Here is a 22,922-nt window from a genome sequence, read left to right on the forward strand (position 1 = left end):
TGGCGGAGCCGGCTCAGAGCAACGAAAAAGCCCCGGAGTCGAGCTCCGGGGCTGGGTGCTGAGGTAGGTCAGCGAACGCTGCGGCGCCGGAGGGTGTCCGGCGTCGTGGTGGGCAGTGATCGCTGAGGCATGTGATCACCGTACTCGGACGGTTTCGGCGATCGCAAGCGACATTTCAGCCCTGCCGTGGCCGAGGCCGTCGCCGGCCGGTCGATCCGCGCACGATCAACTCGGCCGGGAACACCTCGTGCCGCGGCGGCAGGTCAGGCTCCGCCAGCCGGTCGCCGAGCAGCTCGACGGACCGCGCCGCCATCGCCGCCAACGGCTGATCGACGGTGGTCAGGTCGATCGACTCCCACCGTGACTGCAGGGTGTTGTCGAAGCCGACCACCGAGACGTCGTCCGGGATGCGGAGCCCGCGGTCCTTGATCGCGTTCAGTGCCGCGATCGCCAGTAGATCGTTGTGACAGAAGATCGCCGACGGGGGATAGCGGCGATCGAGCAGCCGTTGGGCGCCGGCGAAGGCTTGGTCGTACCGGAAATCGGTGCGGACGACCAACTCGTCCCGCAGCTCCAGCCCGTGCTCCTCCAGCCGGGCGACGAACCCTCGGGTCCGCTGCCCGGCGGTGCTGGTGGTCGCCGTGCCCTCGATGACCGCGAACCGGCGGTGTCCGAGACCGTACAGATGATCAACGATCGCGGCCGCCCCGGCGAGGTTGTCGCCCTGCACCGAGTCGCACGGCAGCTCGATGGTGCGGTTGGCCAGCACGATCGGGAACCGGCGCCGGACCAGGTCGCGGATGATGCCGAGGGTCGACGTTGCCGCCATGAAGATGATGCCGTCCACCCGCTGCTGCAACAGCAGCTCGACCGCACCCTGTTGATCACCGGTGGCGGCGTTCTGCAACAGCATCTGCTGATCGCGGTCGGTCAGCGATCGGCCGATCTCCTCCAGGAACTCGGGATAGAACGGATTGGTGATGTCGGAGACCACGACGCCGACCAACCCGGTGCGGCTGGTGACCAGCCCACGGGCGACCGCATTGGGCGAATAGCCGAGCGACTTGCTGATCGCGAGGATCCGTTCCCGGGTCTCCTCGGAGACGACCCCGCCGTTCAGGGCACGCGAGACCGTGGCCTGCGACATCCCCGCTGCGCGCGCGATGTCGACGCTGGTCGGCACCTTCGAGCTCTTGGCCATGTCTTAGTCTCCTTCCTGCAGTCCTCGAACGTCGAAAGGACACCCGTGCAGATCACCGCCATCCGCCATGTCACCGTCCCGATCGAGTCGGAGATGGCGAACGCGTTCATCAGCTTCGCCAGCATGGACGTCAGCGTACTGGCGATCATCACCGACCAGGTGTTGGACGGCGAGCCGGTGATCGGGTACGGCTTCAACTCCAACGGCCGCTACGCCCAGCCCGGCATCCTGGACCATCGGATCGTGCCGCGGCTGCTCGCCGCCGCGCCGGATTCCTTGATCGGTCCGGAGTCCGGCCACCTCGACCCGGAGCTGATCTGGCGGGCCGCCATGATCAACGAGAAGCCCGGCGGGCACGGTGATCGGGCCGTCGCGGTCGGCATCCTGGACATGGCCGCCTGGGATCTGGCGGCCAAGCTCGCCGGCCGGCCGCTGCACCACCAGCTCGCCGAGCGCGCCGCGGCCGGTCTGGGCACTCCGCTGGAGCGGGTCTGGGTCTACGCGGCCGGCGGCTACTACTACCCGGACCGCGGCATCCCGGCGCTGCTGGACGAGTTGAGTGGCTACCTCGACCTCGGTTACCGGACGGTCAAGCTCAAGATCGGCGGCGCGACGCTGGCCGACGACCTGCGCCGGATCGAGGCGGTGCTGGCGATGCTGCCGGCCGGAGCCGACCTGGCCGTCGACGCCAACGGCCGGTTCGATGCGGCGACCGCGATCGACTATGCCGTCGCGCTGCGGGAGCTGCCGTTGCGTTGGTACGAGGAGCCGGTCGACCCGCTCGACTTCCGGGCCCTGGCCGAGGTCGCCGAGGCCTACCCCGGACCACTGGCGACCGGGGAAAACCTGCTGTCCCGGCAGGAGGCGGTCAACCTGGTCCGCTACGGCGGCCTGCGGCCGGACCGGGACGTGCTGCAGATGGATTCGGCGCTGAGCTACGGCTTCACCGAATACGACCGGACCCTGGCCGCGCTGGCCGATCATGGCTGGTCGAAGGAACGCTGCGTGCCACACGGCGGGCACCAGTTCAATCTGGCCATCGCCGCCGCCTGTGGGCTCGGTGGCGCGGAGTCGTACCCGGGGATCTTCGAGCCGTTCGGCGGCTTCGCCGACGGTGATCAGGTCGTCGACGGCTACGTCACGCTGCCCGACGTGCCGGGCATCGGGTTGGAGGCCAAGGCCTCGCTGGCGCCGATCCTGGCCGGGCTCCGGGACGGGACGCGGTAGGCTGTCGATCATGCATCGTTCGTCGTGTCTGTCCTGGTGGCGCTCCTTCTAGGGGCGGCCAGCACACGTACACGAGCAAAGGCCGTCCGGACGGACGGCCTTTCTTCATGCCTGGGGTCGGCCCGTCCTGACGGTGACCACGACCACCGGGAGACCTGATGACCACCACCCTGCAACCCACCGGCGTCCTCGGCACTACGGCCGCTCAACTGCGCAGCGCGGAGCTGGAGGAGTTGATCACCACCGATCCGGGTCGGTTCCGGATCCTGACCGGCGACCGGCCCACCGGGCAGCTCCATCTGGGTCACTACTTCGGCACGCTGCACAACCGGGTCCGACTCCAGGATCTCGGTATCGAGACGTACGTGATCATCGCGGACTATCAGGTGCTGACCGATCGCGATGTCGCCGACCACCTGTCCGACTACGTGGAGGAGCTGACGCTCGACTATCTGGCCATCGGCATCGACCCGGAACGCAGCACGATCTTCACCCACAGCGCGGTGCCGGCGCTGAACCAGCTGCTGCTGCCGTTCCTCAGTCTGGTCTCGGTGCCCGAACTGGAGCGCAACCCCACTGTCAAGGACGAGATCGTCCATTCCCGGCAGTCCTCGGTCAGCGGGCTGATGTTCACCTATCCGGCTCACCAGGCCGCCGACATCCTGTTCTGCAAGGCGAATCTGGTCCCCGTCGGTCAAGATCAACTGCCGCACGTGGAGATCACCCGGACCATCGCCCGCCGGTTCAATCATCGCTACGGCGACGTCTTCCCGCGGCCGGACGCGCTGCTGTCCGAGGCGCCACTGCTGCTCGGCACCGACGGCACCAAGATGAGCAAGAGCCGCGGCAACGCGATCACCCTGGCCGCCACCGCCGACGAGACGGCCCGGCTGATCAGGGGCGCCAAGACCGATGCCGAGCGATCCATCACCTACGATCCGGCCACCCGGCCCGAAGTGTCGTCCCTGGTCCTGCTCGCCGCCCTCTGCCAGGGCCGGACCCCGGAGCAGGTCGCCTCCGACCTCGGCTCCGCCGGCGCCGCGGCCCTGAAGCGGACCGTGACCGATTCGGTGAACGAATTCCTCTCCCCGATCCGGGCCCGCCGCGCCGAGTACGCCCGCGACCGCGGTCACCTCCGCCGAATCCTGCGCGCCGGCAACGAGCAGGCCAACGCCGTGGCGAACGCCACCCTGGCCGAGGTCCGGACCGCCATGAAGTGCAACTACTGAACGCGAGCGCTCGCGTTCCCTTGAGCCCGGATCCGCCGATGATCTTGGACTTGGGTGGTGTCGGGCGGGGGAGGGTGTTCGTTCCCTGAGCCTGTCGAAGGGCAGGCCAGTTGGGTGTCCTGTCGGGTTTCGGCCTGACGGCCGGAAAGACGCGCTGAGGAGCGGGCGGGTCATCGCGGTCTGCGGAGTCGCGGCTGTTGCCTGGGCTCGGCGCGATCATTATCGGTCCGCGCGACTGCCGCAACAGTCGCGTCAGCCGAGAGCGGTCGCGTCGAGCTCGGCGGACCGACGCGCGGGCTGGTCGACAGCCAGCGGCCCACCAGCCGGATCTTCCCAGCCCGGATCCACCGATGACTTGGTCGTGGTGTCGCGAAAGCTCTTTGTGCGGGGCGATAGCGGCGATTGCCACGTGGAAACCTCCGGCACGAAGAGCTTTTGCGACAGTCCGACCGGGTGCACCCATCGAGTGGACCCGGACGGCAGGCTTCGGCCGGAACGAACAAGCACGACAGGCCGGGGAATGAACAAGCGTCGACAAGCTTGGGGACCGAACACCCTCGTTTCCGACTGTCGAACCCGCCGGACCGCTGCCCCAGCCCGAACAGAGATCGCGACACCACAGCTCCAAGCTCGGCGGTGGAGCTAGGCCGCTCCCCGGAATCAATACTCCGCAATACGGTGGAATTGTTGACCGCGAGCAAGCTCGGGAGATACCGTCAGAAACCGTTTTCTGGCTCATGTAGCCAGGCGATGGTCGACGAGCTCAACCAGGAGTTGTGATCAGGTGTCCAAGATCATTTCGATCGAGACCTTCTGCGGGCCGGTCTGCATCGTCCGGGTCCGGACCGACGACGGGCTGGAGGGCTACGGCCAGACCGCGCACTCCGAGGGCGAGCTGACCGCGCAGGTGCTGCACCGCCTGGTCGCCCAGCACTACCTCGGCCGGGATCCGATCAACGTGGTCGCGCTGGCCGACGCCTGCGCCCGGGCCTCGTACAAGATCTGGGGCAGCCTGCTGTTTCGCGCCCTGGCCGGCGTCGACACCGCACTCTGGGACCTGCTCGGCAAGGCCGCCGGCCGCCCGGTTTACGAGCTGCTCGGCGGAAAGCTCCGCGACCGGATCCCGCTCTACGGCTCGGCGATGAGGCGCGACACCACCCCGGAAGAGGAGGTCGAGCGGCTCGGCGGCGCCGTCGCCGAGCACGGATTCGGCGGGGTCAAGATCAAGATCGGGGAGCGGATCGGCCGCGACGGCGAGCCCTACCTGGGCGGCCGCAGCACCGCCCTGATCCCCGCCCTGCGCGAGGCGCTCGGTGATCAACTCGACCTCAGCGCGGACGGCAACGGCGCGTACTCACCGGGCCAGGCGATCCGGGTCGGCCGGCTGATGGAAGATCACGGCTACTGCCACTTCGAGGAGCCGGTCGCCTTCTGGGAGCACGAGAACACCAAGCAGGTCGCCGACGCACTGGACATCCCGGTCGCGGTCGGGGAACAGGAGTTCTCGGTGGAGTCCATGCGTCGCTTGATCAACGACCGCGCGGTCGACATCATCCAGCCCGACGTCTGCTACCTCGGCGGAGTGAGCCGGGCGATGCAGGTGGCGCAGTTGGCCGACCTGGCCGGCATCCCCTGCATCCCGCACTCGTCCGGTCGATCGCTGACCGCGATCTTCACCGCGCACCTGGTCACCGCCCTGCCGGCCTGCACTGGCCGGCACGAGTGGACCATCGAGGATGTCTCCCGGATGCGGTTCTACGAACCCTTCCCGGTCGCGGTCGATGGCCACCTCGAGCTGTCCGAGCGTCCCGGCTGGGGCGTCGACATCGACCCCGACCTGCTGAAGTCCGCCACCCACCAGATCTCGACCCTGGACTGACCAATCGCGGGATCGCGGTCGGTCCCGCGTCCTGAGCCTCCGGTGCAGGCCGACCCGTGGCTTGCCCTTCGACAGGCTCAGGGAACGAATCCCTTCGCTCCCACCACGCCGCCTCCGCCGGTCTCAGGGGGCAAGATCGACTCATGCCGTCGCCGGTCCGCTAGCTATCCTCCGTTTATTGTAATAATCTTCGGTATCTCGAAGTGTGCCGATGACAGGCTACGGCTGCGGAAGGACGGGGCAACGTGACCGAGCGAACGAATCCGGGTGGGCTCGGCGGGGTGATCAGTGTCGTGCAGACCCCGTTCGACGACAACGACGAGCTTGATCCGCGGAGCCATCGGCGCCAGGTGGACTGGCTCTTCGCCGAGGGCACGGACGGCGTGGTCACGGGGATGGTGTCGGAGGTGCTGCGGCTGTCGTCGGACGAACGCGACGAGCTGGCCAGCCTGACCTGTGAGGCCGCCGCCGGCCGCGGACCGGTGATCGTCAGCGTCGGCGCCGAGTCGACCCAGACGGCGGTCCGGCATGCCCGGCACGCCGCCAAGGCGGGCGCGAACGCGGTCATGGCGGTGCCGCCGGCGCTGACCGCGGTCGGTGACGACGAGTTGTTCGGTTACTTCGCCACGATCGCTGAGACGTCCGGGCTGCCGGTGGTGGTGCAGGACGCCTCGGGCTACGTCGGTCGGTCACTGTCGATCGAGTTGCAGGCCCGGCTGTTCTGGGAGCTTGGTGATCTTGCTCTGTTCAAGCCGGAATCGCCGCCGATCGGGCCGAAGGTGACCGCGCTGCGACAGGCGACCGATGGCGGCGCCCGAATCTTCGAGGGCACCGGGGGATTGCACCTGATCGACAGCTACCGCCGGGGTGCGATCGGTACGATGCCGGCCGGCGATCTGGTCTGGGCCATGGTGCCGCTCTGGCAGGCGCTGCGGCGCGGCGACTTCGAGCGGGCGTACGCGATCGGCGGGCCGCTGGCGATGGTGATCACGTTGCAGTCGAGCCTGGACACGTTCGTCGCGATCGAGAAGCACAACCTGGTCCGGCAGGGGATCTTCCCCTCGGCACGGATGCGTGGCCCGGTCGGCACGATCGGCGACGAGCTCACCCTGGCCGAGGTGGACCGGTTGGTCGATCGGTTGCGGTCCGTGGTGGACGCGGGGGAGTGACCCGGTGCGGATCCGCGATGTCACCCCGTTCCTGCTCCGCGGTTCCGAGACGTACGGCTCCGGCGCGACCGGCGACGAGGCTACCGATCAGGGTGACTGGCTGCTGCTGATCCGGGTCCGGACCACGGACGGGCTGCAGGCCTGGGCCGATGTGGAGACGCTGGCGCCGGTCGCGGCCCGGGTGGTCCGCGGCGACGGCATGGGTGCGATGGGCTTCAAGACTCTCGAGGAACTGATCGCCGGCCGCGACGTCGAGGACTCCGAGGAGCTGGACCTGATCTGGCAGGAGCTGTTCATCGGCTCGGTCTACTACGGCCGCCGCGGCGTCGCGCTGCAGGCTCTGTCGGCGATCGACAACTGCCTCTGGGCCCTGCTGGCCCAGCGGGACGGTGTTGATCTTGCCGAGTTGCTCGGCGGTCGGCGCCATGACCGGATCCCGGCCTACGCCTCGACCCTGTTCCGGAGCACACCCGAGGGGAATGCGGCGGCGGCTCGGTCCTACCGCGATCGCGGCTTCCGCGGCGTGAAGTTCGGCTGGGGCGGCTTCGGCGTCGACGCGGGCCGGGACGCGGAGAATCTGGCGGCGATCACCGCCGAGCTGGGTGATGATCATGACCTGATGGTTGATCCGGGCTGGTATGTCGCCGACCATGATCGACCGCGGCTGCGCACCCCGACCGAGCTGCGCGCCATGCTCGAACTGCTCGACGACGTCCGGCCGACCTGGGTCGAGGACATCGTCCATCCCGAGGAGTTCGAGCAGTACGCCGACCTCCGCTGCGACTTCCCCGAGTTGCCGTTCGCGGCCGGCGAGCAACAGGCGACCCGCTGGGAGCTGGAGCGGCTGATCGCGACCGGCGGACTCCGTTATCTGCAACCGGATCTGTCCCGCTGCGGCGGTCTCACCGTCGCTCGCCGGCTGGTCGGACCGGCTGTTGATCATGGGGTCCAGCTCGTCACCCACTCCTGGCTGACCGACCTGCTGCACCACTACAGCCTGCACCTGCTGGCCACCCTGCCCGCCGCTCCGTGGGTGGAGTTCAACGTCGCCCAGAGCACCCTGAGCAGGGGAGTCGTACGGGATCCGCTGCAGCTGGGATCCGACGGCACCGTCCAGGTCCCCGTAGCGGTTCCCGACGTTGACGAGGCCTTCATCACTCAGCACGCCGTCGCGCTTTCCGTTCCCTGAGCCTGTCGAAGGGCCAGGGTGATGAATAGGGATTGCCCTTCGACAGACTCAGCCCGGATCCACCGATGATCTTGGAGCCGTGGCCGTGCCCAGGGGTTGGGGGAGGCGGTCGCTGGTTTCGTTCCCTGAGCCTGTCGAAGGGCAGGCCAGGGGGTTGCGCTCGCCTGGGGTTTCGGCCATCCGGCCGGACAGGACGCGCCAAGGAGGGGCGGGTGGAGCGGTCAGCCGGTGTCGCGGCCGACGTCGGGTTGTGCGTTGGGTTTCGATTGCATTCCTCGAGTGGACGCTTTGGCCGCGGATCTGCGTCTGGAAGGTGGCCGAACAGTCCACTCGATGTACGCCGGCGGGGGATCTCGATCCTCCCTTGAGCCCGGCCGAGCTCGGCGGTGGATCCGGACCCAACCCGGCGCTCGCGTAGCGGCAGCCGGCTTCCGGTCCGGCAGCCGTCGAGTGTGACCTTTTCCACCCGGGTTCGCAGGTTTCGGGTGGATAAGGTCACTCTCGACGCAAGGCCTGGCCACGCACGCCAACACCCGAACCGGGCCCTGTCCAAAGCTGGTGCGCCCGATCGGTGGATCCAGGCTCAGGGAACGAGCGGGCTACTCCGCGAGGGCGTCGATCTGGGCGACCTCGTCGTCGGCGAGGTCGACGCGGGCGCCGGCGGCGTTGGCCACGATCCGCTCCGGCTGGGTCGACTTCGGGATCACCACGAACTTGTGCTTGACGTGCCAGCCGACGATCACCTGGGCGGTGGTGGCGCCGTGCTTCTCGGCGATCGCGACCAGGGTCGGGTCGTCCAGGTTCGAGGCGCGGAAGGGGCTGTAGCCCTCGAGCACGACGCCGCGCTCGGCCAGGCCGTCGGCTATGGTCGCGTCGTACAGGGTCGGGCCCCACTTGATCTGGTTCACCGCCGGCGCGACGCCGGTCGCGCTGATCAGCTCGTCGATCTGGTCCAGCGAATAGTTGCTGACGCCGATCGACGTGGCCAGACCCTCGGCCTGCGCGGCGACGAACTGTTCCCAGGCTTCGGGGGTGGCCTGCTTGTTCGGCGGCCAGTGCACCAGCCACAGGTCGACCCGGTCGAGGCCGAGCTTCTGCAGGCTCTCCTCCAGGGTCTGCCGTTCCCGGCCGACATGGTCGGGCGGCATCTTCGTGGTGACGAAGATCGACTCGCGCGGCAGGTCGGCGGCAGCGAGTGCCTGGCCGATCCCGGCCTCGTTCTGGTAGCCGGTGGCCGTGTCGATGTGGCGGTAGCCGGCCTCCAGGGCCGCGGCGGTCGCCGCCGTCGCCTCCGAATCGGGGATCTGCCAGGTGCCGAAGCCGAGCAGCGGCATGGCCGGGCCGTTGCTGAGCGCCACGGTGGGCTGGGAGTAGTCGTTCGTCATGGGGTCAGTCTGGCGCTGCCGGTACGATCCACGCGCCCTGCCGACCAGCCTGTGGGATTAGGGTGTGTCGAACTCGCCGTCGATCATCGGAGCTGATCATGTCCAGCGCTTGGCGCTTCGTCCTGGCCGATTCCCTCGAGACCGTGCTGCCGACGGTCGAGCCTCGGGCCCATGCCGACTCCGGCGGACCTCGCGGTGGCGGGTCGGTGTTCCTCGGCGAGCCGTACTCGGTCCAAGTTGCGTTCCGGCCGCCGCCGGCGGGCCGGACCGGGTCGCACGCGGTGCAGTTCACGCTGTCCGGCTCGGCCGCACCACACGCCTCGATCTTCGCGGTCGACCTGGTGCCGGCCCGGATGCCGGCGTTTCCCGATCATGATGACAACTATCTGGTCACCGAGCCGGGCCTGTATCCGGATGTGCTGCGGCCGATCCCGGACGGCCGGGTCGAGCCGCTGGTCGGGCACTGGCGCAGCGTCTGGATCGACGTCCGGGTCGACCCGGACGCGGCGCCGGCAGGGGTCGAGGCGATCGACCTCGACCTGATCATCACCGCGACCCGGGCCAGCACCGGTGAGGAGTTGTACGCGACGACGGTCCCGGTGACGGTGATCAACCAGCCGCTGCCGGACCTCGACCTGGTCAACACCCAGTGGCTGCACGCCGACTGTGTGCTCGACTACTACGGCGGTACGGCCTTCGACGAGGGCCACTGGGCCGCCCTTGATCAGTTCATCGGCAGCGCCGCGCGGATGGGTGTCACCGGACTGCTGACGCCGCTCTGGACCCCGCCGCTGGACACCGCGATCGGCAGCCGGCGGACGCCGGTGCAGTTGATCGACATCGCTCGGGACGGCGGCGACTACCGGTTCGGCTTCGACAAGCTGGGCCGCTGGCTGGAGCTGTTCCGCCGGCACGGCATCGCCTACGTCGAGCTGTCCCACCTGTTCACCCAGTGGGGAGCCAAGGCGACGCCGGCGATCGACGCGGTCGTGGACGGGACGGCGACCCAGCTCTTCGGCTGGGACGTGGCCGCGACCGACCCCGAATACCGGCGCTTCCTGGAGGCACTGCTGCCGCAGCTGCGGTCCTACCTGGCCGAGCGGTGGGATCCGGCGAAGATCATCTTCCACATCTCCGACGAGCCGCACCAAGATCAACTCGACTCCTATCAGGCGGCCCGCGCGGTGGTGGCCGACCTGCTCGAGGGGTGCCTGATCGTGGACGCGTTGAGCGACTACGCCTTCTACACCAGCGGAGTGGTGGCCAACCCGATCGTCGCGACCAACCACGTCAAGCCGTTCCTGGACGCGGGAGTCGAGCGGCTCTGGGTCTACTACTGCGTCAGCCAGAACAAGCTGGTCGCCAACCGCTTCATCGGCATGCCCGCGGCCCGGCACCGGGTGCTCGGCCACCAGTTGTTCGCGGCCGACGCCGGCGGCTTCCTGCACTGGGGTTTCAACTTCTACAACGCCCAGCAGTCCCGCTACCGGGTCGACCCGTTCACCGACACCACGTCCGGCGGCGCGTTCCCGGCCGGCGATCCGTTCATCGTCTACCCCGGCCCGGATCGTACGGTCTGGGAGTCCACCCGGCACCGGGTCGCCGCCCAGGCGATGCATGATCACCGGGCGATGCAGCTGCTGCGCGACCGGGCCGGGCGGGAGACCGTACTCAAGATCATCGATCCGGACGGCGCGCTGAGCTTCTCGGCCTATCCGCGGGATCCCGAGCACTTCCTGGCCTCGCGGGAACGGATCAACGCCGCGATCCGCGCCGGGGGTTGACCACGCGTAGCGCGGTCTTCCCCCGGCCGGACGTCATTTCGCGGAGCGGAAGGCCCTCTGGTCGACGATCACCACCTGGCCGGCGTTCGGGATGCCGACGAAGCCGGCGATGGCCCAGGCCGAGGACCACAGCTTGCCGTCGCGCCAGAGCAGCCCGCTGGGCATCGTGACCTGCGCGTACTTGCGCTGACCCCAACGCGGCACCTTGACGATCTGCCCGACCGTGCTGGGATCGAATCCCGGCGGCGGCGGAGCATTCGGCGGCGGCGAGCCCTCGAGCAGTTCCGACACGAAGACGTTGCCGTACTTGTCGACGGCGACACCGGTCGGAGCCGTGAAGCCCTTGATCACCTTGACGATCTTGCCGCGCTGGTTGACCACGTAGACGCGGCCCTCGCCCGGCATCTCGGCCGTCAGCGCCGACACGTAGAGCAGCCCACCGGGACCGTAGGCCAACCCGGTCGGCACCGGATCGCAGCCGACACCGCTCTTGGTGTTGTTCGGCGCGGTCTTGCAGGCACCGGTGGTCACCGTCGGCGGGGTGAAGAAGTTCCTGATCTTGCCCCGGCGATCGACCTTGAGCACAGTGTTGGCGCCGGCGTCGGCGACCAGCAGGAAGCCGTGCTTGGCCCGGTCCTTGAGCACGAAGTACGGATTCGACAGCGCATCAAGCGGCTGCCCGTCCGGGCCGAACTGGATCTGGCGATCCGGGTTGTACTTCAGCTCGAACGCGGTCAGGTCGGCGAACATCTTGGCCGTGCCACCGGGCCGGGCCACCATCAGCCCGGACGGCGGCGCGCCGCTCGGATCGCTGTCCGGCGCGGGCTCGCCGGTGGCGATGTAGAGCTTGCCGCCCGACTCGACCACCCCCTGCGGGCTGAAGAGACCGCGGACCAGCACCTTCTTGCGTTTCGTCTTGACGTTGATCGCGGTGATGAATCCGGCATCGGACTCGGCGACCAGCAAGTGGCCGAAGCCGGTGGAGACCTGGCGTGGACCGTTGAGCCCCGAGCCGACGACCTTGATCGGCTTCGCCGGGCTGCCGTGCCCGGACGCCGTGACGGCGCCGCCGGCTCCGACGGCGAGGGCGATGGCCAATGTGGCCGAGGCCCGGACGAATAATCGCATCCGGGCGCGCGTCAGTAGAGGTAGAACCATGATGAATCCCCCCGATTTCGGGCGTTCCACCATTGGACCGCCCCCCTGTGCCTGTCCTACACCCAGGGCAGGGCGGCCGCAACCAGAAAAGCGAAACTCGGCTGGGGAAGATCTTTACCCCAGATCGCTGCCAGGAGTGGGATTCAGGGCGATCGGGTCGGCGCCATGATCACGTCCACCACCGAACCCTCGCTCAGGTCCTCGGCCTTGCGGACCGCGTCCTTGAGCGGCAGTGCATAGCCGCCGTCCTTGGGAAACAGCGAGGTGGTCCACTCGGTGTCGCCGATCTGCGCCTTGACCGGGATCACGCCCCAGCCGTACGTGAGCGCGGCCTTGAGCTCCTGGATGACGGCGCTCTCCTCCTCCGGCACGGTGACGAAGTAGTACGGCGAGGGCCCGCGCCAGTGCCAGACGGCGCCGCTGAACTCGAAGGTCAGGCCGTCGATCTCGCCCATCGTGCTGGCTCCTTCTGCCGGGTTCTCCGGCTGAGCCTAGTGCTCGGCGCGGACAACCGCCCTGAAAGACTGTCGCCATGATCGATGGCGAGCACCGTCTCTGGTACGACGCGCCGGCGGACGACTGGCTGGCGGCGCTCCCGCTCGGCGACGGGAAGCTGGCGGCGATGATCTTCGGCGGGGTCGCTCGGCAACGGATCCAGGTCAATCACGGGTCGGCCTGGTCCGGGTCACCGCGAAGCGCCGGCCGCACCCTTGATCATGATCAGCCGCCGGGGACGGCGGTGGTCGCGGAGATCCGGGAGGCGCTCACGGCCGGTGATCATGCCCGGGCCGAGGCCGCCGCGATCCGGCTGCAGGACGGCGACAGCCAGTCCTACCTGCCGTTCGTCGACCTGAGCCTGGAGCAGGACGGGGTCGGGGAGGCGCTGACGTACCGGCGGGAACTCGATCTTTCCACCGCGACCCACAGCGAGCTGATCGAGACCACGCGGGGGAGCGTGCGCCGGACGGCCTACGTGGCCGCGGATCCCTCGGTCCTGGTGCTCGTAGTCGAGTCCGACCTCCCGACCGGGCTCCGGCTGGGCGTCGACTCCCCGTTGCGGTTGATCAAGACCGCCGGCGAGCCGGGCGTGATCACGGCCGACCTCCAACTGCCCAGCGACGTCGACCTGCGCCGGGACTCGATCGGCTGGGACGACGATCCGACGGCCGCGTTACGCGGCGCCGTCGCCGTCGCCTGGCGGCACGACGGCGCCGAGGTCAGTGAGTCCGAGACCCTGCGCGCCACCGGGGTGCGACGCTGCGTGATCATGGTCACGGCCACGACCGGGCACCCGGGCCTGGCGGCGCTGGCGGCCGGCCGGACGGAGCTGAACGGGCCGGAGGACTGTCGGCGCGACGCCCTTGATCGCTTGCGGCGTGCCCGTGCGGCCGGCCCGGATACGTTGCAGGAAAGCAATCTCGCCGCCTTCGTCCCGCTGTACACGCGGGTGGCACTGCAACTCTCCGGTGCCGGCTCGGCCGAACCGACCGATCGTCGGCTGCTCCGGGCCAACCAGGATCCGCGCGGTGCGATCGCGGCCGATCCGGGGTTGGCCGAGCTGTTGTTCAACTACGGCCGCTACCTGTTGATCAGTTCCTCCCGGCCGGGCGGCCACCCGGCCAACCTGCAGGGCATCTGGAACGACCGGCTGCCGGCCCCGTGGCGGTCGAACTACACGATCAACATCAATCTGCAGATGAACTACTGGTCGGCCGAGGCGACCGGCCTGACCGAATGCCTCGAGCCCCTGTACGACCTGATCGACGTGCTGCGCCGGAACGGTGCCGGCACCGCCCGGGACAAGTACGGTCTGCCGGGTTGGCTGGCCCATCACAACACCGACGGCTGGGGCTACACCGCGATGCCCGGCGCCGGGATCGGCCAGCCGCGCTGGTCGATGTGGCCGCTGGCCGGGTTCTGGCTGGTCCGGCACCTCACCGAACGGCTGACGTACCGCTGGGACGAATCCTTCGCCCGCGAACGAGTGTGGCCGGCCCTGCACGGCGCCGCCGAGTTCGGGCTGGCCTGGCTGATCGACGGACCGGACGGCACCCTCGGCACGGCGCCGTCCACCTCACCCGAAAACGCGTTCCTGATCAACGGCGAGTCCTACGGTGTCGGCAGCTCGTCCACGATGGACCTGACCATGATCAGCGAGACGTTGCGGCACCTGGTCGAACTGGCTGATCGGCTCGGCCGCGCCGACGATCCGGTAGTGCGGGCCGCCGCCGCGGCCGCCGACCGGATCCCCGCCCCGGCACCCGGCCGGGACGGCCTGATCCGGGAATGGCTGGCCGATCCGGAGCAGTCCGAACCGCACCACCGGCACGTGTCGCACCTCTACTTCCTCTATCCCGGTGATCATGACGGTGACCCCGATCGGACCGCGGCGGCGGCGGCCAGCCTGGACGCCCGCGGCGACGAGTCGACCGGCTGGTCGCTGGCCTGGAAGCTCGCGCTGCGGGCCCGACTCGGGCAGCCGACCAAGGTCTCGGACCTGCTCCGACTGGTGTTCCGGGACATGACGACCGATCGCGGTGGGCAGAGTGGCGGTCTCTATCCGAACCTGTTCGCCGCCCACCCGCCGTACCAGATCGACGGGAACTTCGGTTACGTCGCCGGGCTGCTGGAATCCTTGCTGCAAAGCCATTCCGGCGAACTGATCCTGCTCCCGGCGCTGCCGCCGGAGCTGTCGGCCGGTTCGCTGTCCCGGGTCCGGGCCCGCGGCGGACTGACCGTGTCGCTGCGCTGGCGCGACGGCGCACTGGCCGAGGCCTCGGTGATCGCCGACACGGATCGGGAACTCGTGGTCCGGTGGCCCGAAGACAGCACCCGGCTCACCCTGCGCGCCGGCACGGAAAGCTCGGTCTTGTGATTTCGATGGTGAGTTCGGTGTCGCGAGCTGACCTTCCCCACATCCAGCAGCTGGTCGGCGAATTGAGACTGCCCGCCTCGGCCGTGCTGCCGCTGTACGAGCTGGCACGGCATGCCCCGTCTGAGCCGGTCCGGCTGCCCGACGACGCCGAGCTGGATCGGGAACTCGACCGGCTCGGGCTGTCCGCGGCGGACCGGACCGACCTGCTCGCCGCCCGGCCGGACCCGCAGCGCACACCCGGCCTGTGGTGGCTGCTGGAGCGTTGCGTCACGGTGCTCCGGGCGCGGCAGGGAACGATCGCCCCGCTCAGTCCGTGGCCCGATCTGCCGGACGAGCTCGGACCGGTCGGCCGCTATCTCTATGTCTGGGTGCTGATCGCGGCCCTGCCGGCCGCGCGGGCGCATCACCGGGCCCGCGGCATCCCCGAGCAGAGCTCTCGCGAGGTTCTCGCCGTTCTCGCGGATCAGCTGAGGAACCGGCGGGCCCTGCACGGCAGCGGCGGGCTGCACACCCAGAATTGGCTGACCCATCACTACCGCGGCGCCGTCTATGTGCTCGGCCGGCTGCACGTCGAACGGACCATGATCACGTTCGATCCCGGCCCGGGCCCGGACGCCCCGCCGATCGGTGCCCCGGCGCTGGCCCTGCACATCCCGGAGGGCCGGCTGACCCCGGAGTCCTGCGACGACTCGCTGACCCGGGCCGCCGCGTTCTTCGGCCGGCACTTCCCGGAGGAGCCGTACCGCTATGCGGTCTGTGGCTCCTGGGTGCTGGACCCGCAGCTGAAGGAGTATCTCGATCCGGAGAGCAACATCATCAAGTTCCAGGAGCGTTTCACCCTGGCTCCCGACACGGGCCCCGACCTCAACGAGACGGTGGTCGAGTTCATCTTCAAGCGGCCGTTCGCCGACCTCGACGTGTTGCCCCGGGACACCTCGCTGCAACGCGGCATCGTCGATCACGTCAAGGCCGGCCGGACCTGGCGGTTCCGTACCGGCTGGTTCCGCCTGTCGGCGGCAGCGAGGCAGGGGGCAGAATGATCAACCATGAAGGCCGTCTCCAGTTGGTCCCTGCACCGCACGCTCGGCACCTACCGGTCCGGTGACGCTCCCGGCCGGGCCGATCCTCCGGCCCCGCCCGGTGCCGGATTGAGTCTGCTTGCCCTGCCGGCCGAGTTGGCGAGTCGCGGCTACGACACGGTGCAGCTCTGCCATTTCCACCTGCCCAAGCGCGACGCGTCGTATCTGGCCGAACTCCGGTCGGCCCTGGAGGAGTCCGCGATCACGCTCGATGCGGTGCTGATCGACGACGGGGATCTCATCGGGCCGACCGCGACCGAGGTCGACCTGCCCTGGATCTCGCGCTGGATCGACGACGCCGAGGCGCTCGGTGCCGCCCGGGTCCGGGTGATCGCCGGCCAGCAGACGCCCGATCCGGAGCGGCTCCGGACCAGCGGCGAGCGGCTCTCCGACCTCGCCGACCGGCATCCCGCCGTCCGGGTGGTGACCGAGAACTGGCTCGCCCTGACCCCGGGGCCGGACGAGGTCAACGCGGTGTTGGACGCTGCCGGCGATGGGGTCGGCCTGTTGATCGACCTCGGCAACTGGACCGGGCCGGAGAAGTACGCCCAGCTCGCCGCGATCGCCCCGCGAGCCGAGACCTGCCACGCCAAGTGTCACTTCGCGGCCGACGGCCCCGACCGGGACGACTTCGCGGAATCGCTGCGGACGCTGCGAACGGCGGCCTACACCGGCCCGCTGGCCCTGGTCTACGACGGCACCGAGCCGGAGGAGTGGGCCAACCTCGAGGTCCAGCATGCGATCGCCGGCGAGATCTTCGACTGACCCGAACCTGATCGTCGATTCGGCAGGTGGACGTTTGGGTGTTCCGTTCCCTGAGCCTGTCGAAGGGCGACACCACAGTTGCACGTCGTTCGGACCAGGCGCGGCGGCTGAGCTCGGTGAAAGACGAAAAGCGCGCCTAGGACGGGCGGGATTGAGCAGGGCTCGGCCCTCTGCTGCCGGCCGCCGGACGGTTGCCGGGATCGGCCTCGGCCGAGCGGTGCGGGTGCGCTTGCCGAGTGGACGCATTGGCCACGCCGGAAGCGCTTGCTGCGTGGCCAAAGGGTCCACTCGCATGCGACAGAACACAGAGCCGGGCTGGTTCCGTTCCCTGAGGTGTCGATCGGAGTGAGGGTCGAGTTTGTGCCTGGGCTTCGGGTCATGATCGCCACGGATCGGCGGTTTCGATGGCGTTTCGGGCGGCCGGGGCGATTCCCGTCGCTGGGGTTTTGCTCCGGGGTCATCGACTGTGACGATTCCCGGCTCGATCGTTGCTTCGGAGCCGGGAAACGTCACACTCGATGATCAAATGTCCCGATCACCCGGCGAGGTGCGGGCTCCGGTGGAATACGATCGTCGACGGCCGGCCGTGATGCGGACCAACCGCAACAACCCGCCCGCCCTTTGATGCGTCTTTCCTCGGCCGTCAGGCCGAAACCCGGGAGAACGGCGCGGTCTGGCCCGCCCTTCGACAGGCTCAGGGAACGGAACAAGCCCGGCTCAGCTCACCGGTCCGGTTGCGGCGCCCATCGGTGGAACCAGGCTCCGGGGAACGACAGACCGTCCCCTAAGATCGTGATCATGGAATCACCGCTGGTCCTGATCGGCGACTCGGTCACCGATTGTGGCCGAGACCGCACCGACGACACCTCACTGGGCAGTGGCTGGGCCGGGCTGGTTGGGGCCGAGCTGACCGACCGGCCGGTGATCAACCGCGGCATCTCCGGCAACCGGGTCCGCGATCTCGTGGCCCGCTGGGACCACGACGTGCTCGAGCTGAAGCCGGACACGGTCGGCCTCATGATCGGGATCAACGACACCTGGCGCCGTTACGACGGCGACGATCCCACCACGACCGACGACTTCGCTGCCGACTACACCGATCTGATCGCGCGCACCCGGGCCGCCGGGGTACGCCGGTTGATCTTGCTGGAGCCGGTGCTGACACCGGTCGACGACCCGCAGTGGGGCTGGCGGGAGGACCTCGATCCCAAGATCACCGCGATCCGGCGACTGGCCGGGCAGCACACGGTCGAACTGGTGCCGACTGACGCCGTGCTGAACGCGGCGGCCGCGATCACGCCGCTCGGTGAGCTCGCGGCCGACGGCGTCCATCCGACCGAATCCGGGCACCGGCTGATCGCGACCACCTTCCTGCAGACGTACCGGCAGTAGCCGGCTGACGCCGCTCGATCGACCTCGTCGGCACTCATCAACAGAATCGATCATTAGTCGCAGGAATTGGCATTGGACGAATGGGTAGCGGTCGTCGAGGCTTGATCCCATGGAGTCACACGAGATCAACGAGGTCCTGAACCGCCCGCTGAGCCAGGAGTTGCTGGCTCGCGCTCTGACCCGGCTGGCCTATGTCGCCAAGGACGGCACCCCGCGCAACGTCCCGATCGGGTTCGCCTGGAACGGCACGACGATCGTCATGTGTACGGCGACGAACGCGCCGAAGCTCCACGCCCTGAGGCAGAACCCGATGGTGGCGCTGACCATCGACACCGAGGTGCACCCGCCGAAGCTGCTGCTCATCCGCGGCCGGGCCGAGCTCGACCTCGTCGACGGCGTCCCCGACGAATACCTCCAGCTGAACGGCAGTTACGAGATGACGCCCGAACAGCGGGTCGAGTGGGAGGCATCGGTGCTCGCGCTCTATGACGGGATGGTCCGGATCGTCGTCACGCCGACCTGGGCGAAGTTGATCGACTTCGAGACCACGCTGCCGAGCGCGGTGGAGGAACTGATCCAGCGACAGCAGGAACGTCAGCAGGGCGCGTTGAACTGATCGATCAGCTTGCCAGGTCGCGCGCGGCCACTGCCGCCAGCAGGGCCTCGACGAACGCTGACGTACCCGGATCGCTGGGCGGCTCGCCGAACGTGGCCAGGTAGATGCGCCGCCGGAAGCCTGCCAGCTCGACGGCCTCGACCCCGGGATGCCGGTAGCTCTGCAGCGACAGCTCGGGGATGGCCGTGACGCCGAGGCCCGCGGCCACCAGGGCCTGCTTGACCACCGGATCATCGCTGCTGTGCACGATTCGAGGGGTGAAGCCCTCGGCATCGCAGGCGTTCAGGAAGTCCTGACGGCAGCCCGGGCACCCCTCGATCCACGGCGAATCGCGATGGTCGATCAACGTCTGTGGTTCCGCGGAGCGGCTGACCAGCTGCATCGGATCGTCGAACAGGTGCTGGGCCCGGATGTCGTCGGGGATCGTGTCGTCGTACCGGAAGATCACGGCGACGTCGACCGCCCCGCTGCGCAGTTGATCAAGTGCGACGGTCGGGTGCACGTCGGTGAGGATGAGCTCGAGGTCGGGAACGGTGGCGTGCAAGGCGGCCGCGGTGTCGGCGACGACCGTGCTCAAGATCGACTGGAAGCCGGCGACCCGGACCCGGGCGGTGCGCAGCCCGGCGATCGCGGCCAGCTCGGCCTCGGCCGACTCGACCCGGCCGAGGATCTCCGCCGCGCGCTGGGCGAGCAGGTCGCCGGTCGGCGTCAGCCGGATGCCGCGGCCCACCTTCTGCGTCAGCCGCAGCCCGACCTCGGCCTCAAGCCGAGCCAGATGGTGGCTCACCGAGGGCTGGGCGTAATTCAATTCCTTGGCCGCCGCCGTCACCGACCCGTGCCGGGCGACCGCCGCCAACACCTTCAACCGCGCCACATCGAGCATCCATCAACTCTACTGATCATTTGCCGACAGAATTGGCATTAGACGAATGCTTTGTCGGCGTCGAGGCTGGAATCATGGCCGGAAACACCTATCGACAGCTCCTGCGGAGCCGCGAATTCTGCGCCCTGTGGGTGGGCAACGCGCTGGGCGTCGCATCCACCACGATGGCCGGGCTCACGCTGGCCACGATCGTGTACGCACAGACCGGGTCGGCCTTCCTGACCGCGGTCGCCATGTTCGGACCGTCGACCGTGCAGCTGGTCGGGGCGCTGACCCTGATGTCGGCCGCGGACACGGCCCGGCCGCGGATCGTCCTGGTCATCGCGGCGGTCTGCATGGCCGGCGCCCACGCCCTCCAGGCCGCCTTCGACCTCGACGCGGTGGCCCGCGTGCTGGTCCTGCTCGGCGCCTCCTACGTGTTGTCGATCGGCAGCGGCACCCGCTGGGGGCTGCTGTCCCAGGTGCTCGCCCGGGACGCGTACGCGCTCGGACGGTCGGCGATGAACCTGTCCGTCGGCGTCATGCAGGTGGTGGGATTCGCCGCCGGCGGTGCGCTGGTGTTGATCTTGGATCCGCGCGCCATCCTCTGGATCGGTGCCGGCCTGGCCGCGCTGGCGATACCGGTGGCCTGGTTCGGGATCGGTGACCGGCCGGCCCGGCGCAGCGGGCGGGTCGGTATCCGCGAGACCTGGCAGGGCCACCGGGCCTTGTGGCAGCTCACGTCCGTGCGACCGCTGGTGGTCGCTCTGTGCGTGCCCAACGGCCTGATCGCCGGCTGTGAGGCGCTGTTCGTGCCGTACGCCGGCAGCGGAGCCGGTCCGCTGTTCGTGGCCGCAGCGCTCGGCATGCTCGCGGGGGATGTCGTGGTCGGCCGGCTGCTGCCGAGCTGGGCTCGGCGCCGGGTGGGGGTGTGGCTGAGTCTCGGGCTCGCCGTACCGTTCCTGATCTTCGTCAGCCGCCCCGGAGTCCCGGTGGCGGCCGGGCTGGTGGCGATCGCCAGCGTCGGCTTCGCGGCGACCCTGGCCCAGCAGGAGCTCCTGGTGGAGCTCACCCCGCCGGCGATGGTTGGCCAGGTCCTCGGCGCCGACTCGGCCCTCCGGGTCACCGCTCAGGGCCTGGCCGCCGTGCTGGCCGGCGTCCTCGCCGAGGTCCTCGGTGCCGCCGCCGCGATCACTGTCCTGGCCGCCGCCTCCGTCACCGTATCCGGCATCCTGTTCCCGGCCCTGCGCCGGCTGACCCGACCGGCTCAAGATCACCGACCCGACCTGATCACCAGCAGGGCATGATCACCGATCAGAGCATGATCATCAACCAGAGGAGAAACAGATGACCATTCAGCGCTGGGAGAACGTGAGCATCGTGGTGAACGACCTCGCCGCCGCGACCTCGTTCTTCGTCGAGCTCGGGCTCAAGGAGTTGGGATCGGGACTGGTCGAAGGGGAGTGGGTCGACCAGGTCTCAGGCCTCGAAGGAGTCCAGGTGGACGTCACCATGCTGGAGACCCCGGATGGCCACGGCCGGCTCGAACTGATGAGCTTCCGGTCTCCGCAGGCCCTGCCGGGTGTCGGCGCCGCCCCGTCGAACACGCTGGGGCTCCGCCGGATCGCCTTCGGTGTCGACGACCTCGACGCCGATGTCGCAATGCTGCTGGCACGCGGTGTCGAGCTCGTCGGTGACGTCGTGACCTACGCCGACACCGTTCGGATGTGCTACGTCCGCGGACCGGAGGGCATCGTCGTGATGCTGACCCAACAGCTCAACTGAGGAGCCGCAGTCGTAGGTGGCGGCGGTGCCGGTCGGGGGATCTCGTAGGAATCGACCGGTGGTGGGGTGTCGTTGAGATCGATCACTGGCCGGACCCGGACCCGGGAGTGGCCGAGCCAGTCCTGCACGATCCCCATCGTGGTCGGCTTGATCCCCGGCACCCGACACACCCCGTGACCCTTCTCCAACGACTCCGCCGCAACATGAACCACCAGCTGAGCGATCGGCAACAGCTTGGTCAGATCCAACTGTTCAAGCATCCGGCGGACAGCGGTCTGGAAGATCGCCGACTCGACATCGACCGCGGACGGTCGGTCGCGGAGGGCGGGGTGGACCTCGGATTCCTCGACCGGACCCCCGGTCTCGGCCGCGATCTCGGCCACTGCCGCGGCCAGCTCTTCGTCGAACAGTTCCGGTTGGCGGTGCCGGGCGCGGAGTTCGGCCGCTCGGAGATCATCGCCCAGCAGGGCGAGGGCTTCGGCGCGGCGTTCGTCGGCGCTGCCGGTCTCCTCGGGCAGGTAGCCGGCGAGTTCCTCGACCGTGGCGTAGAGCCGGTTCGTCTTCACCGCCTCGATCCGGCCGTGGATGCTCCGCATCCCGTCCTCATCAACCCGGCCCAACCAGACCCCACGTTCCTTCTTCCGCCGCCCGACCAGCTTCTCGTAGTGTTCGGGATCGACCGTGCGGACCGCCGCCAACGCCCGGTTCTCGAGTTTGGTGAAGGGCACCACCCCGGCGAACCGAGCCACCTCGGCATCAACCAGCCGGGCCTGGTCATAGAGCAGGCCGCGGGTCAGGCGGGCGATCTTGCCGCCCTGCCAACCCAACAACTCCCCGCGGAGGACTTTGCCCCACAGGAGTGGGAACCGGTGCCGCAGATCCAGCGCGTCACCGATGAAGAACAACCCCGCCCCGGTGCTCTTACCGATCTTCACACAGAAATCGACCATCGCCAGATCGTTCACCTCCGGCGTCCCGTCCCCACCCGGACGAACCCCACGCGCCGCCCCCGGCAACCCCAACTCGTCCGGATGAATCGAGTCGGCCGGGAACCGGTCCGCCCACTCCGCCGCCAACACCAACAGTTGGTTCTGCGCCATGACCTGGGCCCGTTGCGCGGCGGCGGCCGCGTCAAGGATCCCGCGGGCATCCAACCCCGCAGCACACCCCTCCAACGATCCCTCGAACATGTGTGCCTCTCCTCACGTTTGTGTGGGTGGATCGAGGCGGGTGATCATCCGGGTTCCTTTGTGTGGAAGGTGTTCCGGCGTGTCGTTGGGGGTGTGAGGACGCGCACGCGTTCGGCCTTCTAGTTTTGGTGATGCTG

The 22,922-nt window shown here is 68.9% G+C and carries 19 protein-coding genes; 13 read left to right on the forward strand and 6 right to left on the reverse strand.

Translation table 11 applies throughout. The features are described from left to right. Positions 1–175: 175 nt before the first annotated feature. Entirely contained in the window at positions 176–1,201 is a 1,026-nt protein-coding gene (locus FNH24_RS19645) for a LacI family DNA-binding transcriptional regulator (protein WP_152363885.1), read from the reverse strand. A 45-nt stretch (positions 1,202–1,246) separates the two neighbouring features. Between FNH24_RS19645 and FNH24_RS19650 the strand changes: the two genes are divergently transcribed. From FNH24_RS19650 to FNH24_RS19670, 5 genes are all read left to right on the forward strand, one after another. Next, positions 1,247–2,428 carry an enolase C-terminal domain-like protein gene (locus FNH24_RS19650; RefSeq protein ID WP_246186975.1) on the forward strand — a complete coding sequence of 394 codons (1,182 nt, stop codon included), beginning with the start codon at positions 1,247–1,249 and terminating at the stop codon, positions 2,426–2,428. A gap of 158 nt (positions 2,429–2,586) precedes the next feature. Beyond that, positions 2,587–3,657 carry a tryptophan--tRNA ligase gene (gene trpS / locus FNH24_RS19655; protein ID WP_152363886.1) on the forward strand — a complete coding sequence of 357 codons (1,071 nt, stop codon included), beginning with the start codon at positions 2,587–2,589 and terminating at the stop codon, positions 3,655–3,657. Positions 3,658–4,441: 784 nt separating this feature from the next. After that, a complete protein-coding gene (locus tag FNH24_RS19660) occupies positions 4,442–5,536 on the forward strand; it encodes a mandelate racemase/muconate lactonizing enzyme family protein (protein ID WP_152363887.1) in 1,095 nt (364 codons plus the stop codon). Between the two features lie 245 nt (positions 5,537–5,781). Further along, on the forward strand, positions 5,782–6,705 hold the full coding sequence (locus FNH24_RS19665; protein ID WP_152363888.1) for a dihydrodipicolinate synthase family protein: 924 nt from the start codon (positions 5,782–5,784) through the stop codon (positions 6,703–6,705). Between the two features lie 4 nt (positions 6,706–6,709). Continuing rightward, positions 6,710–7,894: a mandelate racemase/muconate lactonizing enzyme family protein gene (locus FNH24_RS19670; protein WP_161606218.1), complete on the forward strand. Its 1,185-nt coding sequence runs from the start codon at positions 6,710–6,712 to the stop codon at positions 7,892–7,894. Positions 7,895–8,493: 599 nt separating this feature from the next. Here FNH24_RS19670 and FNH24_RS19675 read toward each other — a convergent pair. Next, positions 8,494–9,279 carry an aldo/keto reductase gene (locus FNH24_RS19675; protein ID WP_152363890.1) on the reverse strand — a complete coding sequence of 262 codons (786 nt, stop codon included), beginning with the start codon at positions 9,277–9,279 and terminating at the stop codon, positions 8,494–8,496. 98 nt (positions 9,280–9,377) lie between these two features. On the opposite strand from FNH24_RS19675, the gene FNH24_RS19680 reads away from it, so the two are divergent. Continuing rightward, on the forward strand, positions 9,378–11,063 hold the full coding sequence (locus tag FNH24_RS19680) for a DUF4091 domain-containing protein (protein WP_152363891.1): 1,686 nt from the start codon (positions 9,378–9,380) through the stop codon (positions 11,061–11,063). 33 nt (positions 11,064–11,096) lie between these two features. On the opposite strand, the gene FNH24_RS19685 is transcribed toward FNH24_RS19680, so the two are convergent. Next, a complete protein-coding gene (locus tag FNH24_RS19685; protein WP_161606219.1) occupies positions 11,097–12,221 on the reverse strand; it encodes a ScyD/ScyE family protein in 1,125 nt (374 codons plus the stop codon). A gap of 143 nt (positions 12,222–12,364) precedes the next feature. Beyond that, entirely contained in the window at positions 12,365–12,676 is a 312-nt protein-coding gene (locus FNH24_RS19690; protein ID WP_246186976.1) for a DUF1905 domain-containing protein, read from the reverse strand. 77 nt (positions 12,677–12,753) lie between these two features. Here FNH24_RS19690 and FNH24_RS19695 point away from each other — a divergent pair, with 77 nt between their 5' ends. The 5 genes from FNH24_RS19695 to FNH24_RS19715 all read left to right on the forward strand — a co-directional run bounded on the left by FNH24_RS19695 (position 12,754) and on the right by FNH24_RS19715 (position 18,948). After that, positions 12,754–15,096, forward strand: coding sequence for a glycoside hydrolase family 95 protein (locus tag FNH24_RS19695; protein ID WP_152363893.1), 2,343 nt, complete (start codon positions 12,754–12,756; stop codon positions 15,094–15,096). Between the two features lie 17 nt (positions 15,097–15,113). Then, complete coding sequence (locus tag FNH24_RS32470) at positions 15,114–16,136, forward strand: acyltransferase domain-containing protein (protein ID WP_152363894.1); 1,023 nt, start codon at positions 15,114–15,116, stop codon at positions 16,134–16,136. A 6-nt stretch (positions 16,137–16,142) separates the two neighbouring features. Further along, complete coding sequence (locus tag FNH24_RS19705) at positions 16,143–16,940, forward strand: sugar phosphate isomerase/epimerase family protein (protein WP_152363895.1); 798 nt, start codon at positions 16,143–16,145, stop codon at positions 16,938–16,940. 798 nt (positions 16,941–17,738) lie between these two features. Next, the gene (locus tag FNH24_RS19710; protein WP_152363896.1) at positions 17,739–18,332 is read left to right on the forward strand and encodes an SGNH/GDSL hydrolase family protein; all 594 of its coding nucleotides are present in this window, start codon (positions 17,739–17,741) and stop codon (positions 18,330–18,332) included. A gap of 109 nt (positions 18,333–18,441) precedes the next feature. Continuing rightward, entirely contained in the window at positions 18,442–18,948 is a 507-nt protein-coding gene (locus FNH24_RS19715; protein WP_152363897.1) for a pyridoxamine 5'-phosphate oxidase family protein, read from the forward strand. 4 nt (positions 18,949–18,952) lie between these two features. Here FNH24_RS19715 and FNH24_RS19720 read toward each other — a convergent pair whose 3' ends face one another. Then, on the reverse strand, positions 18,953–19,831 hold the full coding sequence (locus FNH24_RS19720; protein WP_152363898.1) for a LysR family transcriptional regulator: 879 nt from the start codon (positions 19,829–19,831) through the stop codon (positions 18,953–18,955). 74 nt (positions 19,832–19,905) lie between these two features. On the opposite strand from FNH24_RS19720, the gene FNH24_RS19725 reads away from it, so the two are divergent. Next, on the forward strand, positions 19,906–21,117 hold the full coding sequence (locus tag FNH24_RS19725; protein ID WP_152363899.1) for an MFS transporter: 1,212 nt from the start codon (positions 19,906–19,908) through the stop codon (positions 21,115–21,117). Between the two features lie 40 nt (positions 21,118–21,157). Then, positions 21,158–21,595: a VOC family protein gene (locus tag FNH24_RS19730; RefSeq protein ID WP_152363900.1), complete on the forward strand. Its 438-nt coding sequence runs from the start codon at positions 21,158–21,160 to the stop codon at positions 21,593–21,595. Here FNH24_RS19730 and FNH24_RS19735 read toward each other — a convergent pair. Further along, positions 21,541–22,785, reverse strand: a complete 1,245-nt coding sequence (locus FNH24_RS19735; RefSeq protein WP_152363901.1) for a DUF222 domain-containing protein — start codon at positions 22,783–22,785, stop codon at positions 21,541–21,543. The two genes, FNH24_RS19730 and FNH24_RS19735, sit on opposite strands and share 55 nt — an antisense overlap. Positions 22,786–22,922: the final 137 nt, after the last annotated feature.

The organism is Microlunatus speluncae, assembly GCF_009299835.1.
GTDB classification, from domain to species: Bacteria; Actinomycetota; Actinomycetes; order Propionibacteriales; family Propionibacteriaceae; genus Microlunatus; species Microlunatus speluncae.

Bases quoted from the DNA above. Each gene is read 5' to 3' on its own strand.
- FNH24_RS19720 (WP_152363898.1), bottom strand. From the start codon at position 19,831: ATGCTCGATGTGGCGCGGTTGAAGGTGTTGGCGGCGGTCGCCCGGCAC.
- trpS (WP_152363886.1), top strand. From the start codon at position 2,587: ATGACCACCACCCTGCAACCCACCGGCGTCCTCGGCACTACGGCCGCT.
- FNH24_RS19690 (WP_246186976.1), bottom strand. From the start codon at position 12,676: ATGGGCGAGATCGACGGCCTGACCTTCGAGTTCAGCGGCGCCGTCTGG.
- FNH24_RS19645 (WP_152363885.1), bottom strand. From the start codon at position 1,201: ATGGCCAAGAGCTCGAAGGTGCCGACCAGCGTCGACATCGCGCGCGCA.
- FNH24_RS19710 (WP_152363896.1), top strand. From the start codon at position 17,739: ATGGAATCACCGCTGGTCCTGATCGGCGACTCGGTCACCGATTGTGGC.
- FNH24_RS19695 (WP_152363893.1), top strand. From the start codon at position 12,754: ATGATCGATGGCGAGCACCGTCTCTGGTACGACGCGCCGGCGGACGAC.
- FNH24_RS19715 (WP_152363897.1), top strand. From the start codon at position 18,442: ATGGAGTCACACGAGATCAACGAGGTCCTGAACCGCCCGCTGAGCCAG.
- FNH24_RS19705 (WP_152363895.1), top strand. From the start codon at position 16,143: ATGAAGGCCGTCTCCAGTTGGTCCCTGCACCGCACGCTCGGCACCTAC.
- FNH24_RS19725 (WP_152363899.1), top strand. From the start codon at position 19,906: ATGGCCGGAAACACCTATCGACAGCTCCTGCGGAGCCGCGAATTCTGC.
- FNH24_RS19735 (WP_152363901.1), bottom strand. From the start codon at position 22,785: ATGTTCGAGGGATCGTTGGAGGGGTGTGCTGCGGGGTTGGATGCCCGC.
- FNH24_RS19675 (WP_152363890.1), bottom strand. From the start codon at position 9,279: ATGACGAACGACTACTCCCAGCCCACCGTGGCGCTCAGCAACGGCCCG.
- FNH24_RS19680 (WP_152363891.1), top strand. From the start codon at position 9,378: ATGTCCAGCGCTTGGCGCTTCGTCCTGGCCGATTCCCTCGAGACCGTG.
- FNH24_RS19685 (WP_161606219.1), bottom strand. From the start codon at position 12,221: ATGGTTCTACCTCTACTGACGCGCGCCCGGATGCGATTATTCGTCCGG.
- FNH24_RS19730 (WP_152363900.1), top strand. From the start codon at position 21,158: ATGACCATTCAGCGCTGGGAGAACGTGAGCATCGTGGTGAACGACCTC.